We start from the raw sequence: 17,215 nt of genomic DNA on the forward strand, positions 1-17,215 counted from the left end.
CCTTCATTCATTGTTGTTGCAATATCATCTTCTGATAGTTTTTTGTTTATACGTAATACAATACTTAAAAAAATAACTTATATTTTAACTAGGTTTATTTTTCCTGCATTAAAGTAGTTAGCTTACGCTGATTATCCATAGAATGTTTATCGGTAAATATTTTTAGATATTGAAATTAAAATAATTAACGAATAACTTTATTTTCACTTTACAGATTCGGAGATTTTAGTAACTAACTCCGAGGCTTGACCTATTAAAGATTTCTCAATATCAACGTTATAATTTGGATGATTAATAATTGCATTTACGACTTCTCCCAAATCAGCATTCCCTTTCCTTGTTCCCAGTCCATTAATCGAGCATTCAATTTGCCTGACACCCCAACTGAGAGCTGCGATTGAGTTCTCTACTGCTAATCCCATATCATCATGACAGTGGACAGAAATCGTAGCCCGATCGATATTTGACACCCGATTAAAGAGCATATTCAGCAACCCTGAGAATTCTATTGGCGACGATAAACCAAGGCTGTCAGGGATACTGATTGTTCTGGCACCGTTTTTGATGGCTGTTTCAATTGCTTTGCAAAGAAAATCCGGTTGGCTTCGAGGAGCATCAAAAGCACTCCACTCCACATCCGCGCAGTAGTTTCTGGCAAGTCCAATAGAATCGTGTATCGCTTCTAACGTTTGTTCTTCAGCCTAGGTTGATTGATGTTTCAAATTAACTTGGGTGTAAATATGAATTCTGCCTCGTGCTGCTGGTTTAATTGCTAAAGCAACGTCCATCACTTCATTCGGTTTAGAATTTGCTAATCCACAAAGGGTTGATTGTTTGATTTGTTTGGAAACAAGAAAAATTTCATCAAAATCTTTCTGGATAGCTCCTGGATATCCCACTTCAATGGCATCAACCCGCATCTCCTCTAGAAGCTTGGCAAGCTGGACTTTTTGATGAATATCCATTTTGATTACCGGGCGCAAGTTCTCCATCCCGCATTGTAGTGTCGAAGATGATAATTTTTGGTAAAGATGGTTGTGCCATAGCCGGTTTTTTTCTGCATTTTTAGGTAAGCAGTTAGTAATTTTGACCAATCATTTGCTGCCAATCACTTTTCAAGATGCCGTATTGTTCGATATCTTCAAAGGTTTCTCCTTTCCGTAAATGTTGACGACGACATCCCTCATACTGCATCCCAAGTTTTTGCATGACTCGTCCCGAACCTGGATTGCGCGAAAAGTGCGCCCCATGAATGCGGTGCAATTTAAGTACCTCGAAACCATATTGCAGTAGAGCTTTTGCTGCTTCAGTACAGTAGCCTTGTCCCCAGTAGGGCTTGCCAATCCAGTAACCGATCTCCGCATTGTTCTGTTTGGCATCAATCATCAGATTAACCGTCCCACAGAGTTCTCCAGTTTCCCGCAACGCGATCGCAAAGTAGACTGCTTTGTTTTCCTTAAATGCTGCCGAATGAGCCTTAATCCACGCTTGAGCCATCCCATCTTCGTAAGGATGAGGAATTAGTGTTGTATCAGCAATTTCGCGAGCGCTGGCGAAGCGTTGCACATCAGGAGCATCTGCCAAGGTGAAAGGACGGAGCGTTAACCGTTGTGTTTGAATTGTGGGTGGTTGTATCTCTGGCTCCGACTCAGCAGAACGAGATCCACCAAACACGGCAAAGCTGTAATGCTTATACCAGCAGTCTACGTTCTGAAAACCGGCTGCTTCCAACCATTGCATCTGAGCGTCGAGAGGTGCTAGACGATCGTAGGTCATCCGATGTTGAGCGGCGTGGAGATGCTCCTCGGAGATCCCGCGATCGCGCACGGTATTCAGCCATTGTTGTTGATAAAATTGCTCCAGTTGGGGTGTTCTGCCTAAAACTTGATCGGCGTTGATAAACATCCCTCCAGGTTTGAGGGCATCATAAATCCGCTGATAAAGATGCTGCTTCTTGGAATCAGACAGATGATGAATCGATAAGCCGGAGATAATCAGGTCATAGGAATCGCTCAAATCTGTCTTAACGTAGTCTCCAATCCAGATTTTGGGAGATTTTCCCATCTGCTGGAATCGAGCCTTTGCCTGCTCTAACATCTCAGTCGCGAGATCCAGCAGTGTAAATTCAGCATTCGGAAACACTGCCTGAACCATGCCTGAGTAAAGTCCCGTCCCTGCACCTAAATCGAGAACGTTTAGGGCTGCTGTGCGGTCAAATGGGATCACCTGAATGGCTGTTTGGTAAAAGTCATCAAAACAGGGAATCAGGGTGCGTCGGAGCTTGTCGTACTCAGTTGCTGCTGTGTTAAATGCCTGTTGAATACTCATATCCTTGACGTTTACTTGGTTGTTACTGATACCATTTCACTTGATATCTGCAATAGATTCCGTCTGTTGCCCGCCTCAAAAGCCAGTCCTCGCTAAGGATACAAGCCAATGAGCCAAGCACAATGGTAGCCAGCCGATTAAGCTAATTTTATGGGTCTTAAAACATTTGCAATTTTGATGGTGGCAACGCTGGGAATCTGGGAAACAAAAGGAGCGATCGCATCCTCCCCACCCCCTGCCCAGACGACTTCGGGCGATATGGCGACATCGGCACCCATTGAGGATGCTGCGACTCCAGCCGTAACCCAGGTAACGCCAGGATTGGCTCAGACAGCAAATCCCATTCCTGTTGTTGAATATGATGCCAAATATGGTGATTATCTGCCACAAACGATACCGCCAGCGTCCAGCCGGGAGGGCGTTCAAACTGCTGCTGAGGTTGCCTCCAGAATTGTCAAAGATGTGCAGATCCGCTTTGTTAATAACAAAGGTGAGTCAGTCGATGACCAGAATCGACCGATACCCAGTCGCACGAAAAAAGATTTTATTATTGGCGAACTGAAACTCAAGCCGGGTGAGGTATTTCGTGAAGATTTGCTTCAGGAAGACTTGCAGCGATTGAGGCGATTAGAGTCTTTTAAAGATGTCAATGTTGTTGTGGAGGAAGCCACCGACGGGGTTAACATTATCTACGACATCCAGGAGAATCGCTTTCCTTCTATCACATTGGGGGGTGGCAATAGCGGCGACATCGGGCTTTACGGTTCGGTAAGCTATCGAGACGCCAATATCAATGGTGTCAACGATCGCTTAGCTGCCAAACTTCAGGTGAGTGGTAAGGATGTCCAGTTTAATACCCAGTTTACTAGCCCTTATCGGGCTGGGGAGCCAAACCGCTTGGGGTATAGCGTTAGAGCGTTTCGCAATCGGGATTATTCCCGCACCTTCACCGATGAAATCGAGTTGCCCAATGGCGATAGTACACGGGAAGGACGATTTGGCGGCGGTGTGGCGGTGTTGCGTTCTTTTAATGGCTGGGATGGATCGTTGGGTTTGAACTACACCCGGATTAGTACCCGCGATGCTGATTTCAATATTGCACGGGTGGATGAATTGGGAAATCCGCTATCTGTCAGCAAAACTGGCATTGATGACTTGGTAACGGTGTCGTTCGGTGTAGCGAGAGATCGGCGCGATCGCCGTTCCAATCCGACTCAGGGTTCGCTGCTAACCCTGACCACGGAACAGTCGATTCCGATTGGATTGGGCAGTATTTTGAGTAACCGAGTGCGAGCGAATTATATTCAATATGTCCCAGTCAGCTGGATTGGCAAGGGTAGGGAAACCGAAAATCCAGAAATGGTGGCTTTAAATTTGCAAACTGGGACGATACTTGGCGAATTTCCTCCGACTGAGGCGTTTAATCTTGGCGGATTCAATTCTGTGCGCGGCTATGGTTCTGGTAAAGTTGCTAGCGGTCGCAGTTATGCCTTGGCTTCAATAGAATATCGCTTCCCGATTTTGCAGTGGCTGGGAGGGGTTGTCTTTGCTGACTACGGCTCAGATTTGGGGTCTGGTGACACGGTGCTTGGGCAACCGGGTTTGCTGCGCGGCAAACCGGGGAGTGGTTTTGGTTACGGGTTAGGATTGCGGATCAAGTCCCCGTTTGGTTTAATTCGCAGCGATTTAGGCATTAGCGACCAGGGAGAAGTCCGACTTGAAGTAACCACGGGTCAGCGCTTTTGATGGAAAGGGGATATTTGGGCGATCGCGTTTAAGTCACCCTAAAAGAGCGATCGCTTTGTACGCTGCTACCAAAGGCTTGCGATCATCATTCAGAGGATTTTGCCAAGGGTTTTCTAGCGACAAACAAGTAGTTTTGACAGACTACAGAGAAAGGATATGCCAAAATGTCATCTAAAAAATCCCAGCTCCATGCCAGCAGTGGGAAATTTCCGATTGCTTTGGGAAATACGCCCCACATATTTCTGGGTAGAAAACCATAACGCTGGACTTCTAGAACCTCAAATCCGGTTTCTTGGCAGAGAGTTGTGATTGACTGGCGAGTATAACGATATTGATGATGATATTTGTTAGGCAACCGGGAAGCGATCGCTTCAATCAGACTAAACTGATTCGGAAAATGGTAACAGATAAAAACGCCACCTGGTTGGAGCAAACGGAAGATTTCCCGTAAGCTGGTAATTTCATTTCCTCCAGTCTCTCTGACATGCTCTAAAACCCCTACAGATACGATTGCATTGAATTTATTATCTGGATAGGGAATGGCTGTTGGATCTTCAGCACTCCCTTTTCTAAATTCATAAGTTGAGCTGTTTAGAGTTTCCCGAACACAAAAGTCCTCAAAAGCAAATCCAGAGGTTTTATAGCCAGCCTTTACTAAGAAATAAGAAAAATGACCGTTCCCACAACCCCAATCTAATACTTCACTCCCTTTAGGAACATATTTTAAAAAAATTTTATATAGCCGAAGATATTGATTAGCACTGATTAAGCTTCTAAATTGCCACAAACTACAATTACTATTTTGCTCTTGAATCTTTATTAGCTCATGGGTGATGCCATTAATGTTTAAGTTACTCACAGTTGCTATTTTATTAGACATTTTATATAAAATACTTCGCCGTTTTAAGCTACATTTTCCTTGAGAATTTTAGCCAAGACAATCTTATAAAAAAATCCCCTACCAGAAGGCAGGGGATTTTGTTTTAATTACCTAAAATGCATTGATTCAGCGAACTACAGGAGATCAACCAAATTTACCAGCAGTAGAGGCAATCAGGAAGGCGGCGTAGGTCAAGACATAGCCAACTGCAAAGTGAGCTAGACCAACCACGCGACCTTGGACGATGGACATAGCAACCGGCTTGTCCTTCCAACGAACTAAGTTCGCCAGAGGAGTGCGCTCGTGTGCCCAGACAAGGGTTTCGATCAACTCTTGCCAGTAACCACGCCAAGAGATCAGGAACATGAAACCAGTAGCCCAAACTAGGTGTCCGAACAGGAACATCCAGTCCCAAACCGCCAGGTTATTCATGCCGTAGGGGTTATACCCGTTGATCAACTGAGCGGAGTACAGCCAGAGGTAGTCGCGCAGCCAGCCCATGAGGTAAGTAGAAGACTCATTGAACTGAGCCACGTTGCCTTGCCAAATGCCCAGATGCTTCCAGTGCCAGTAGAAGGTTACCCAACCAATGGTGTTCAGCATCCAGAACGCAGCGAGGTAGAAGGAATCCCACGCGGAGAGTTCGCAAGTACCGCCACGACCGGGGCCGTCGCAAGGGAAGGCGTAGCCGAAGTCCTTTTTATCGGGCATCAGCTTGGAGCCACGAGCATCCAACGCACCCTTGACCAAAACCAGGGTGGTGGTGTGGATGGCGAGGGCGAATGCGTGGTGAACCAAGAAATCGCCAGGGCCAATTGTCAAGAACAGAGAGTTCGTACCGTTGTTGATAGCATCAAGCCAACCGGGAAGCCAAGGGCCACCAGCCATTGAGGCAACGCTATCAGGATTAGACAGGAGAGTATCCAAGCCGTAGAGGACTTTTCCGTGAGAAGCCTGAATGAACTGGGCAAATACCGGCTCAATCAGAATCTGCTTTTCGGGAGTCCCGAAGGCAACCACAACATCGTTGTGGACGTACAGACCTAGGGTGTGGAAGCCTAGGAATAGGGAGACCCAGCTCAGGTGCGAGATGATCGCTTCTTTGTGCTGGAGTACTCGATCGAGAACGTTACCTCTATTTTGTTCTGGGTCGTAGTCACGTACCCAGAAGATACCTGCGTGGGCAAATGCTCCCAGCATCAGGAAACCAGCAATGTACTGGTGGTGTGTGTAGAGCGCTGCTTGAGTTGTGAAGTCTTTCCCGATGAATGCATAGGGAGGCATCGCATACATGTGCTGCGCTACCAGGGAAGTAGCAGTTCCCAGCGCTGCCAGGTGTATAGACAACTGGAAGTGCAAAGAGTTGTTGTAGGTGTCGTACAACCCTTGGTGAGGTAGGTTGAATTGACCTTCAGTCTTGGTGCCAAAGAAGTTTTTGGCGTTCAGCATATCTCTGATGCTGTGACCAATCCCAAAGTTAGTCCGGTACATATGACCGGCGATGATGAAGATGACTGCGATCGCCAAGTGGTGATGAGCCATATCCGTCAGCCACAGCGATTGTGTCTGGGGATGGAAGCCACCCAAGAACGTCAGAATCGCTGTTCCTGCACCTTGAGAGGTACCGAACACATGACCAGCAGCCTCTGGGTTCTCAGCGTAGACGCCCCAGTTGCCGGTGAAGAACGGTCCCAAGCCTGCGGGGTGAGGCAGCGTTGTCAGGAAGTTATCCCAACCTACGTGCTGACCGCGAGATTCGGGAATCGCAACGTGAATCAAGTGACCTGCCCAAGCCAAGGAGCTAACGCCAAACAGACCTGCCAGGTGGTGGTTCAGCCGAGGCTCGGCACTCTTGAACCAAGAAAGGCTAGGACTGAACTTGGGCTGTAGGTGCAGCCAGCCTGCAAACAAGAAGACTGCAGACAGGACAATTAGGAACACTGCACCTTGGTACAGATCATTATTTGACCGCATACCGATGGTGTACCACCAGTGGTAAACACCTGAGTAGGCAATATTCACTGGAAAAGTCGCACCACCTTGAGTAAAGGCATCTACTGCCGGTTGACCAAAGTGGGGGTCCCAAATCGCGTGAGCGATAGGACGCACATTCAACGGATCTTTAATCCACTGTTCAAAATTACCTTGCCAGGCGACGTGGAACAGGAGGCTAGAGGCCCACAGGAAGATAATTGCCACATGACCGAAGTGAGTAGCGAAAATCTTTTGATAAAGATTTTCTTCCGTCATGCCATCATGGCTTTCAAAGTCGTGAGCCGTTGCAATCCCGTACCAGATCCGACGTGTAGTCGGGTCCTGAGCGAGGTCTTGGCTAAATTTGGGGAATTTTGTCGCCATAGTCTCCTCAATTATCAGTGCTGAGTGCTGAGGACTCAGAGCATCATACTCTTTACTCAGCACTCGTTACTCAGGCTTAAATCATCCTATTGAAAGGATTCGCGCCTCGAAGAACGCCCATATCGTGACGATCGCGCCCAGGAGGAAGTGAGCTACCCCAACGGCCCGACCCTGAATGATGCTCAGAGCGCGAGGCTGAATAGAAGGGGCAACCTTCAACTTATTGTGAGCCCAAACAATCGACTCAATCAACTCCTGCCAGTAGCCACGACCGCTGAATAGGAACATCAAGCTGAATGCCCACACAAAGTGAGCGCCCAGGAACAGCAGACCGTAGGCTGAGAGGGCTGTACCGTAAGACTGAATTACTTGAGCAGCTTGTGCCCATTGAAAATCACGCAACCAGCCATTGATAGTGATGGCACTCATCGCAAAGTTGCCTGCGGTGATATGATCCACCGTTCCATCAGCATTGACTGTGCCCCACACATCGGATTGCATTTTCCAGCTGAAGTGGTAAACCGCGATCGCAATGGTGTTGAACATCCAGAACAGACCCAGGAATACATGGTCCCAACCAGAGACCTGGCAGGTACCACCACGACCGGGACCGTCGCAAGGGAAGCGGAAGCCCAAATTCATCTTGTCTGGAATCAGACGAGAGCTACGGGCAAACAAGAAGCCTTTCAGCAGAATTAGAACAGTGACGTGAATTTGGAAAGCGTGAATATGGTGGATCATGAAGTCCGCCGTACCCAGCGCGATTGGCATCATCGCCACCTTACCGCCTACAGCAACGATCCCGCCGCCGAAGGCATAACTTACTGGTTCTAGCTGGTTAGGAGCTGTGCCACCAGGAGCCAGAGTGTGCAGGTTTTGCACCCACTGAGCAAACACCGGCTGCAACTGAATCGCCGTATCCGAGAACATATCTTGGGGGCGACCCAAAGCACTCATCGTGTCGTTGTGGATGTACAAGCCAAAGCTGTGGAAGCCTAGGAAGATACAAACCCAGTTGAGGTGGGAAATAATTGCATCCCGGTGACGAATCACCCGATCCAGCACGTTGTTCTGGTTCACTACCGGATCGTAATCCCGCACCATAAAGATGGTAGCGTGAGCCGCTCCGCCAACGATCAAGAATGCCCCAATCCACATGTGGTGAGTGAATATGGACAACTGAGTAGCGTAGTCAGTGGCAAGGTACGGATACGGAGGCATCGCGTACATATGGTGAGCCACGATGATGGTCACAGAACCCAGCATGGCAAGGTTGGTTCCCAACTGCGCGTGCCAGGATGTGGTCATGTTTTCATAGAGACCCTTATGACCGTCGCCTGTGAAGGGACCTTTGTGGTTCTCTAGAATTTCCTTAATGCTGTGACCAATCCCCCAGTTCGTCCGATACATATGACCGGCGATCAGGAAGAGTACTGCCAAGGCTAGGTGATGGTGTGCCGTATCTGACAGCCACAATCCACCTGTCTGGGGATTTAAACCGCCTTTGAACGTCAGGAAGTCAGCATACTGGCCCCAATTCAAAGTCCAGAATGGCGTCAACCCTTGGTTAAAGCTGGGATACAGTTGGGCCATCAAGTCACGGTTCAAGATGAACTCATGAGGCAGCGGAATATCTTTGATGGCAACTCCTGCATCCAGGAGCTTGTTGGTGGGCAGCGCCACGTGAATTTGGTGAGCGGCCCAAGACAAGCACCCCAGACCCAGCAACCCAGCTAGGTGGTGGTTTAGCATTGACTCTACATTCTGGAACCATTCCAGTTTGGGAGCCCGCTTGTGATAGTGGAACCAGCCAGCAAACAGCATCAGAGCTGCTGCTACCAAGCCACCGATGGCAGTGCAGTACAGCTGGAATGTGTTTGTGAAGCCAGCTGCCCGCCAAACCTGGAACAAGCCGGAGGTGATTTGAATCCCGTGGAAGCCACCGCCCACATCGGCATTCAAAATATCTTGACCAACGATAGGCCAAACGACTTGAGCGCTAGGCTTGACGCCTAAAGGATTAGCTAGCCAAGCTTCGTAGTTTGAAAACTTAGCGCCATGAAAATACATACCGCTTAGCCAGATGAAGATCACGGCTAAGTGACCAAAGTGCGCGGCAAAAATTTTCCGAGATACGTCTTCTAAGTCACTGGTATGACTATCGAAATCATGCGAGAGGGCGTGAAGGTTCCAAATCCACGTGGTGGTTTTTGGACCTCTAGCAAGGGTGCGGTCAAAATGACCCGGCTGCGACCACTTCTCAAAGGAAGTAGGCACTGGATCTTTATCGACAACAACCCTTACTTTTTTCTCCTCTCGCTCCGGAGGACTGATTGTCATGAGGACTCTCCTCTCTCTAGACAAGGAACGAGTTCTGTCCCATTAGAAAATTAGATTTTAATGGGTAGGAAAGCAGGCTCTTTGAAGAACTACTTTCCCCAATTTATGGAATACCCGTTTTAAAGGGTTCGCTGAGAGGGAAGGGTTGTAAAACCACACCCTCTATCTTTGTAGATGATAGGACTAGGTTTACTGGGTATTTCGAGCCACTTAACAATAATTCAAATTTGGTCAAGTATTGATGCAACTTAGCTTGCACCTCCATATTTAGTGTTAAAAAGTCAAGAGGGATTAAATTTAGTTAACAAAACGCAACGATTAGCTCATTTAAAATCCGTGTCTTCTGGGTTGCCAGAGCCTGAAATTCACGGCATTGCGAGGGTGTAGTTGATGCTTTTGGGCTATAGTTCCCTATGGACAGGTCTTGATTTTTGATGTTGGTCGCGGAAGGAGTAGGAGTGCGTGTTGGGCATGAATCGCCGGTGGAACCCTCTAAGAACGATAGTTTCGTTACTGATGGCAACTGTTTTGGTAGGAAGTTTAGTCAGTTGTGGCGATCGCGCCCTGACGACCCCATCAGGTACCTCCAAACCCTCATCTTCTCTAACCTCTGGGCAAATCTCAGAGGTATCTCCCCCCGAGGTCATTCAACAGCTGCGCCCAGCGTTGGAGAGTTATCAGCCTCAAGTCACCATCCTCAGTCCCCAAGCTGATGAAGTTCTTCAAGACACAACAGTGGCAGTGCGGCTCCAAGTTCGGGATCTACCCATCTTCAAAGACCCCCAACTCGGTCTCGGCCCCCATTTACATGTCATCCTGGACAACCAGCCCTACAAAGCCGTTTATGACTTAGAACAGCCTCTAGTCTTTGAAGATTTAGCTCCCGGAACTCACACCCTGCGAGTTTTTGCCTCCCGCCCCTGGCATGAGAGCTTCAAAAACGAAGGTGCTTACGCCCAAACAACCTTTCACCTTTTCACCAAGACAACGGACAACAACCCCGATCCAGGGCAGCCTCTGTTGACCTATAGCCGCCCCACGGGCAGTTATGGAGCCGAGCCAATTATGCTTGACTTCTACCTGACTAACGCCCCCCTGCACTTGGTCGCCCAGTCCAATCCCGACGACGAAATTGCCGACTGGCGAGTTCGCGTTACCGTAAACGGTCAAAGCTTTGTCATGGACAGATGGCAACCCCTTTATCTCAAAGGCTTTAACTCAGGGAAGAACTGGGTACAACTGGAATTTTTAGATGAACAGGGAAATCCAGTCACAAACGTCTTCAACAACACCGTGCGGCTGATTACCTACGAACCGAAAGGCAAAGATACCCTTGCCAAATTGGTACGCGGGGAACTCTCGGCGACTGCTGCTCGCGGGATTGTAAACCCCAACTACAGTGGTAAGACGCCAGTGCCGACAGCAACCCCTGAGCCATCTTTCACGCCGACGCCGACGCCGACACCGGAACCGTTAGCGCCTCCTGCCGTTGAAGAAACACCAGCGCCGCAGCTGAGTAAAGAAGAACCGACGTCCTCTGAAGTTGAGCCAGCCAAGCCAGCCGAGGCACCCCCAGCGACAAAACAGTTAGAAAAACCCCAAGGCGGATTCTTTAATCGTTTTCGGCGTTCAGAGGCTCCAGTTAGCCCACCACCTGCACTGCCAGTGCCTGAGGCAATTGAGGAGCCTTCTTCCTTAGCCATACCCCCAGAAAAGATTCCTCAACCAGGGACTTTACCAGAGATAACGCCAAGTCCAGAAGCAAGTCCTGAAGTAGAAACGGTTCCATCTACGCCCCCAGCGTCCCCAGCGCCAAAGCAGGTAGAGAAACCCAAAGGCGGATTCTTCAATCGCTTCCGGCGTCCAGATGCAGGTGTTGATACTCCTACGCGCAATTTACCGCCAGCCTTACCGGAAATAGTCCCATCGCCAGCGCCAGAAGAGCCGCTTCAGGTAGTACCTGCTCAACCAGATTTGCTACAACCACCGTCCTCGCCTCAGCCAACAGATTCTGTACAGCAGAAGACTGAAGAGACAACCCAATCAGCTCAATCATCCCCAACCTTCGCTCAAGCAAAACCAAAAGCCGATATCAAGGACGTATTGATTCCTAAACCTGCTGCGGCTCCACCGTTGCGGATTATCCAAGCTCCATCTGAGCCAGATATCCCCAGCCGTTTCTTCCAAAAATCAAAACCGGCAACACCGGAACTAGAAGTCCCAACAGCGGAAAATCCAGAGGATGCTCAGCTAGGGGAAGCTGCAACGCCTTAGAGATTGCTCAGGAATCCATAAATCGGTCTCAACAACAGATGTAGGGGCACGGGCTTTGTCCTTGCCCCTAGTAGCATAGATGGATATTGATTCTCTGAAAGCCCCAGGCTTACCGTGCTGCTTCGCGAATGCGTCTCTAAATATCTAAAATTCCCACCGATTCATCTTTAACCGAACAGTATCGGCTTTACAACATCCTTCTTGAGGAGCGCTCTGTTCCCATCGCGGTTAGTGAAAAAGGAGACATGATGACGCCCCGTGTTAGAGCGCCAGAATTTCCCCAAAACCAAACCTGGTTCAATACAGATCGTCCCCTTTCCTTACGTGAATTAAAAGGGAGAGTGGTAATTCTTGACTTTTGGACGTATTGCTGCATCAACTGTCTGCACGTCCTGCCAAAGTTGAAGTACCTGGAGCAGAAATACAAAGACAGCCTCACGGTGATTGGCGTCCACTCCGCCAAATTTGACAACGAAAAAGAAGTTGAAAACATTCGTCAGGCAGTTCTGCGCTACGACATTGAGCATCCAGTCGTCGTCGATAGCAATTTTGCTATTTGGAGTCAGTATGCTGTCCGTGCATGGCCCACTTTGACGATGATTGACCCCCAAGGTTACGTCATCGGCTATGTATCTGGGGAAGGAAATCGGGATGTCGTAGAGAAGCTGATTTTGCAGCTGATTCAACAACACAAAGAGAGAGGAACGATTAATTTTCAAGAACTCAGCCTTACTTTAGAAAAACAGCGGCAACCGTTGGTAACACCCCTGGCTTTTCCCGGTAAAGTGTTAGCGGATGAAACACGCGATCGCCTGTTCATCGCCGACTCCGGACATCACCGGATTGCGATCGCTACCCTTGCCGGTCAAGTGCTACAGATCGTTGGTACTGGCAAACAAGGCTTAACCGATGGTTCCTTTACAGATGCCCAATTTTTCGCTCCCCAAGGTATGGCACTCGACGCAGAAAATGACATTCTCTATGTTGCCGATACCGAAAATCATGCCCTGCGACAGATCGATCTAAAGAATCAAAAGGTTGACACAATTGCCGGTACTGGCGAACAAAGCCATCACCTTCGCTCCTACAGGGGTACGGCACGAGAAACTCCTCTTAATTCTCCTTGGGATTTAGAAAAAGTAGGAAATCGCTTGTTTATTGCGATGGCAGGAGTCCACCAAATCTGGGAAATGCAGCTGGAAAACGGCATCATTGGTACCTACGCAGGGATTGGAGCAGAATCATGCGTTGATGGGAATCTAGACGAATCTGCCTTTTCTCAACCCAGCGGCATTACCACCGACGGACAAGAGTTATACATTGCCGACAGCGAAATTAGCTCAATCCGTGGCGTCGGATTGGGTGAAAAGGCTCAGGTGCGAACAATTTGTGGCAGTGGTGAGCTATTTGGGTTTGGGGATATTGATGGTAAAAGCTTTGAGGTTCGACTCCAACATTGTTTAGGCGTTGAATACGCCCAAAAATACCTCTGGATCGCTGATAGCTACAACCACAAAATTAAGCGAGTTGACCCGAAGACCGGCATTTGTAACACGGTTTTGGGAGATGGGACGGCAGGAAACCAAGATGGTCAAGGCACCAGCACCCAATTTTTTGAGCCATCAGGAGTGAGTGCGATTAGCTCTTATTTATACATTGCCGATACTAATAACCATGCTATCCGTCGTGTCGATCTCGCCACGATGGAAGTGACAACCTTGAAGTTTCCGGGGTTGTGTGCGCCAGAGGTCTGTATTCCTACGGCTGATTAAAATAAGAGGCGAGACATGGAGAGTTTAGATTTTGGATTGTAGAAGACTTATATCGATCGCATTTTGTCAGCAGCCACTTCCAGCAATATATTTGTAGCGACCTTCAGGTGAAATAGTATTACACGGCACTCGTGTGCCTCTACTCAGTAATCTACAGCCCCAAGTACCTGCAAGACTCTCTCAATATTGTCCAAATCTCCCACAATCCGTCGCACAGGTTCGGGCCAAACTCTAACAAGGGTGGGTGTAGCAGAGATATGATTTGACTCCGCCTGTTCTGGATGTTTGAAGATGTCAATCACTTTCAAAGTGTAAGGATGACCCAGAGATTGCTCTAACAACTGATGCAGGCTTTGGAGTGTGTGTTCGGTAGAGCCATTATGACCGGAAACAAACAGGCGCAGAACATACCCAGGCGTCGAAACTGGGCGGAATGAAGGCTGGAAACCCGTGCGTTCTAAGCGCACAATCAAATCGTGATTTTCCCAAAGTTGGGGAAATTGGTGACGATAAGTTTCTAATACGATAGGATCGCCTAATTCTGAAGGCCAAGGAGCAACTTGCCAATTTTGCAAGTTGCTATTCTGGAAAATCCCATTCAGCAATGCCTGATGCCGTCGTACCGGCAAATAAACCTCAGCGGCAATTCGTAACTGCTGGGTGTAAGGATCGAGCCACCGATCGATCGTCGCGGTATAAGCTGGCACTAAAAAATGGGGAGGTTCGGGTAATCCCAGCATTTCTTGAAGTCCAGCACACAGATGTAGGTGCCAGTGGCTCTGCTTATTGGGATCGATGCAATAAATTAAGTCTCCCCCTGGCGTAAACAGGGCAATACCTTTAAAGAGCTGGGGAAGAGAGAGTGGATCTTGAGTCAAGAAAAAGCGCCAAAATAATAAAAATGAAAGAAGAAACCCTTCTTCCATTTTTAATTTTTAATTTTACATTTTTAATTGTTACACCCGACCTCGGAGGAACTGAGCCATCTCATTCGGAGTGGGCGACATTTCCAGAGCAGTCTCTTCGGTGATTCGACCCTCATGGTAGAGGTCGAGGAGGGCTTTGTTCATTGTCATCATGCCGTCAAAGCTGGAGCCTAGCATGATTCCCGTAATTTCTTCGTACTTACCCTCCTTAATGTAGTCCTTGATTGCTTCGGTATTAATCAGGATGTCGTGGAAAGCCGCACGCTTGCCATCGGTCGTTTTGCATAATCCTTGGGAAATGATCGCCACCAGAGATTCAGCGATCGCTATTTTCATCGAATGCTGCTCTTCTGCTGAATACAGATTGAGAATCCGCTCAATCGTTTTCACAGCGCTATTGGTGTGCAGCGTCCCCATCACCAAGTGACCCGTTTGCGCCGCTTTGAGAGCAGTGTTAACCGTTTCTTTATCTCGCATTTCCCCAACCAGAATCAGATCGGGATCTTCCCGCAAAGCGGCTTTCAGCGCATTGTCGAACTTTAAGGTGTTCAACCCTACTTCCCGGTGCTTAATCAGCGACTTGCGACTCGTATGAACAAATTCAATCGGGTCTTCAATCGTGATGATGTGCTTTGCCATCTCCTTATTGATGTAGTCAATCATGGCAGCCATCGTGGTGGATTTACCCGAACCCGTTGGACCTGTGACCAAAATCAATCCCTTATGGTAATGGGAAATATCCTTAAACACCTCTGGCAACCGCAGTTGCTCCAAAGTCAGAATATTGTTTGGAATCAATCGCATCACCATCGCTGGACCGCGCATCGAACCAAACACGTTAATCCGGGCGCGAGAGAATTCATACTGGGTAACGCCGTCAAAGTCTAAGCGCTCTTCAAATTCCCGAATCTGAGCATCAGTCATCACCTCTCGCAACCAGCTCATGAATGTCGCTTCATCCGTCTGCGGATAATCGGTCATCTCCATGTCGCCCCGTTTGCGGTAGCGAGGAATTTCACCGACACCTGCATGAATGTCGGAAATTCCGTTTTCATGAGCTTTGACGACGATTTCCTTCAAGGTGGGCTGTCCGGGACTAGGACCTGGACCCCTTGCAGCCGTTCGAGCCACCACCGTTGCTGCTGTTGCTGATGCTGCCGAGGCAGCTGTGGCAGGGGATCGAACTCCTGTCCCGGCGGCTGGAGGAGCTGCTTTGGGTGGAGGAGATACAGAAGCTGCCCCTGCACTTGCCGCTGCATGGGGAGAGGGCGGCGCAGTCATCTGCATCGTTTGCATGGGCTGCTGCTGAGTGGAAACGGTGGCAGCTGTATCCCTAGCCGGAGGTCGCATTCCTGGCGGGGGTGGTGGGGGAACGCGGGGTGGAGGCGGTGGTGACATGGGCGGACGCTGCGGTTCTGTCATCTTTCAACTACCACTGATTGAAAATTTGTAGGAATCGTTACAAAAAAAGCTAAGGATAGCCCGCGAATACGTTCTTTTAAGATGCAAAGCGATTCGGTGGAACACGCCACAGCTTTTATTTGAGGAGCCTTAAAAACTCCTATTCCTAGTTTTCCCAAAACTTTTGGTTCGCTAACATTCAACACCAAAAATTCTCTTACCAGCTCAAAACAGCAGCAGTGGCAACTTAGCCGTCTGGCGGCGGTTTACCCGTTAGCCCTAGATGAGCTGGTTTATGAGAATACCCGTTGAAAGTTATAAGATATGTTAAGCGTACTGAAAGCGGCTTTGGTCGTTTCCCTATGCCACTGCTTGGGCTACAAAATTGCTCGATTGGTGGAAAAGACTGAAACCTAGAACCTCTTCAAATTTCTATCTTTTGGATGATGGTCGTTTTATAAGGCAGTCTAATATAGAGCATTTGGAAAAGTTTCGCATCCATAAATCTTCTGGATTGACTGTAAATTTTGGTTAAGAACGGCTCATCTAAAGAAAAGGATTAACTATACTGATTTTCACTTAGTCGATACTAGGGGATCGATTAAAAGTCATTTTCCGCATATAAATTTGTTCTTTGACTATCAGGAGAAAAAATCGTGCAATTAAGTCACAATCAAGGTTTGGCAAAAGTGTATTCATTGTCTATGGTCAAGAGCTTTTTGATCTGGACTTTTACTTTAGGGGTTTGCTTGCTGGTGGTGGGTTTCCCCTTAGTTGTTTTGATGGTTACGGTTGGCGCTTTGTTAGCGATCGCTTTACAATCTGTACTGCCGGTTAGCGCAGTTTTGTTGGTCGCTGGAGCTTTAATTGGCGGAAATATTTTGGCAGTTGTCGCTGGTGCCGCATTGCTAACCCTAAAGGGTGTTAATCCTCAAGAAGTTCGTTGGTTGCACTGGCTGCATGGTGAAGCCAATCCGCTACATACCTCTGTCTATGCAGCTTGCCCACTAACCTGCGATCTAGATTCTTGAATGGCCTGTGAACGCTTTTAAAAAGTTAGTCTATTGTCTGCAAGAGTTCTGCGACCCGGCACCTGCCGGGTCTTTTCGTAGGAAAATGGCAAGCGTAGGATGGGAAGAGAAGCGCGATCGCGCTTCTCTCCCGATTATTCCCAATTAAGCTAAATTTCC

General features: G+C 48.3%; 11 protein-coding genes and 1 pseudogene. 5 read left to right on the forward strand and 7 right to left on the reverse strand.

Features of this window, described 5'->3' with window-relative positions; all coding sequences use genetic code 11:
- Window positions 1-203 precede the first annotated feature (203 nt).
- Window positions 204-992, reverse strand: a pseudogene (locus tag NDI33_RS07465) (2-isopropylmalate synthase).
- 85 nt (window positions 993-1,077) lie between these two features.
- Window positions 1,078-2,328, reverse strand: coding sequence for a GNAT family N-acetyltransferase (locus tag NDI33_RS07470; protein WP_199302533.1), 1,251 nt, complete (start codon window positions 2,326-2,328; stop codon window positions 1,078-1,080).
- 150 nt (window positions 2,329-2,478) lie between these two features.
- On the opposite strand from NDI33_RS07470, the gene NDI33_RS07475 reads away from it, so the two are divergent.
- Entirely contained in the window at window positions 2,479-4,074 is a 1,596-nt protein-coding gene (locus NDI33_RS07475) for a BamA/TamA family outer membrane protein (RefSeq protein ID WP_199302534.1), read from the forward strand.
- 85 nt (window positions 4,075-4,159) lie between these two features.
- On the opposite strand, the gene NDI33_RS07480 is transcribed toward NDI33_RS07475, so the two are convergent.
- From NDI33_RS07480 to psaA, 3 genes are all read right to left on the reverse strand, one after another.
- A complete protein-coding gene (locus NDI33_RS07480) occupies window positions 4,160-4,954 on the reverse strand; it encodes a class I SAM-dependent methyltransferase (RefSeq protein WP_190410331.1) in 795 nt (264 codons plus the stop codon).
- A 144-nt stretch (window positions 4,955-5,098) separates the two neighbouring features.
- Window positions 5,099-7,312 carry a photosystem I core protein PsaB gene (psaB, locus tag NDI33_RS07485; protein WP_190410332.1) on the reverse strand — a complete coding sequence of 738 codons (2,214 nt, stop codon included), beginning with the start codon at window positions 7,310-7,312 and terminating at the stop codon, window positions 5,099-5,101.
- Between the two features lie 81 nt (window positions 7,313-7,393).
- Window positions 7,394-9,652: a photosystem I core protein PsaA gene (gene psaA, locus NDI33_RS07490; RefSeq protein ID WP_190410333.1), complete on the reverse strand. Its 2,259-nt coding sequence runs from the start codon at window positions 9,650-9,652 to the stop codon at window positions 7,394-7,396.
- 471 nt (window positions 9,653-10,123) lie between these two features.
- Between psaA and NDI33_RS07495 the strand changes: the two genes are divergently transcribed.
- Both NDI33_RS07495 and NDI33_RS07500 read left to right on the forward strand, forming a co-directional pair.
- A complete protein-coding gene (locus NDI33_RS07495) occupies window positions 10,124-11,926 on the forward strand; it encodes a hypothetical protein (protein WP_190410334.1) in 1,803 nt (600 codons plus the stop codon).
- Between the two features lie 248 nt (window positions 11,927-12,174).
- A complete protein-coding gene (locus NDI33_RS07500) occupies window positions 12,175-13,698 on the forward strand; it encodes a thioredoxin-like domain-containing protein (protein ID WP_190677378.1) in 1,524 nt (507 codons plus the stop codon).
- A gap of 143 nt (window positions 13,699-13,841) precedes the next feature.
- Here NDI33_RS07500 and NDI33_RS07505 read toward each other — a convergent pair whose 3' ends face one another.
- Both NDI33_RS07505 and NDI33_RS07510 read right to left on the reverse strand, forming a co-directional pair.
- A complete protein-coding gene (locus NDI33_RS07505) occupies window positions 13,842-14,624 on the reverse strand; it encodes a circadian clock KaiB family protein (protein WP_190437783.1) in 783 nt (260 codons plus the stop codon).
- 30 nt (window positions 14,625-14,654) lie between these two features.
- Complete coding sequence (locus NDI33_RS07510) at window positions 14,655-16,046, reverse strand: type IV pilus twitching motility protein PilT (protein WP_190429287.1); 1,392 nt, start codon at window positions 16,044-16,046, stop codon at window positions 14,655-14,657.
- 635 nt (window positions 16,047-16,681) lie between these two features.
- Here NDI33_RS07510 and NDI33_RS07515 point away from each other — a divergent pair.
- Window positions 16,682-17,056, forward strand: a complete 375-nt coding sequence (locus NDI33_RS07515) for a hypothetical protein (RefSeq protein WP_190410337.1) — start codon at window positions 16,682-16,684, stop codon at window positions 17,054-17,056.
- A 7-nt stretch (window positions 17,057-17,063) separates the two neighbouring features.
- The gene (locus NDI33_RS07520; protein WP_190437777.1) at window positions 17,064-17,204 is read left to right on the forward strand and encodes a hypothetical protein; all 141 of its coding nucleotides are present in this window, start codon (window positions 17,064-17,066) and stop codon (window positions 17,202-17,204) included.
- Window positions 17,205-17,215: the final 11 nt, after the last annotated feature.

It is taken from the genome of Trichocoleus sp. DQ-A1, from assembly GCF_039961955.1.
GTDB lineage: Bacteria > Cyanobacteriota > Cyanobacteriia > Cyanobacteriales > FACHB-T130 > FACHB-T130.

Coding starts and splice junctions, on each gene's coding strand:
- NDI33_RS07500 (WP_190677378.1), top strand. CDS start 12,175: ATGACGCCCCGTGTTAGAGCGCCAGAATTTCCCCAAAACCAAACCTGG.
- NDI33_RS07495 (WP_190410334.1), top strand. CDS start 10,124: ATGAATCGCCGGTGGAACCCTCTAAGAACGATAGTTTCGTTACTGATG.
- psaA (WP_190410333.1), bottom strand. CDS start 9,652: ATGACAATCAGTCCTCCGGAGCGAGAGGAGAAAAAAGTAAGGGTTGTT.
- psaB (WP_190410332.1), bottom strand. CDS start 7,312: ATGGCGACAAAATTCCCCAAATTTAGCCAAGACCTCGCTCAGGACCCG.
- NDI33_RS07480 (WP_190410331.1), bottom strand. CDS start 4,954: ATGTCTAATAAAATAGCAACTGTGAGTAACTTAAACATTAATGGCATC.
- NDI33_RS07475 (WP_199302534.1), top strand. CDS start 2,479: ATGGGTCTTAAAACATTTGCAATTTTGATGGTGGCAACGCTGGGAATC.
- NDI33_RS07505 (WP_190437783.1), bottom strand. CDS start 14,624: ATGGAAGAAGGGTTTCTTCTTTCATTTTTATTATTTTGGCGCTTTTTC.
- NDI33_RS07470 (WP_199302533.1), bottom strand. CDS start 2,328: ATGAGTATTCAACAGGCATTTAACACAGCAGCAACTGAGTACGACAAG.
- NDI33_RS07510 (WP_190429287.1), bottom strand. CDS start 16,046: ATGACAGAACCGCAGCGTCCGCCCATGTCACCACCGCCTCCACCCCGC.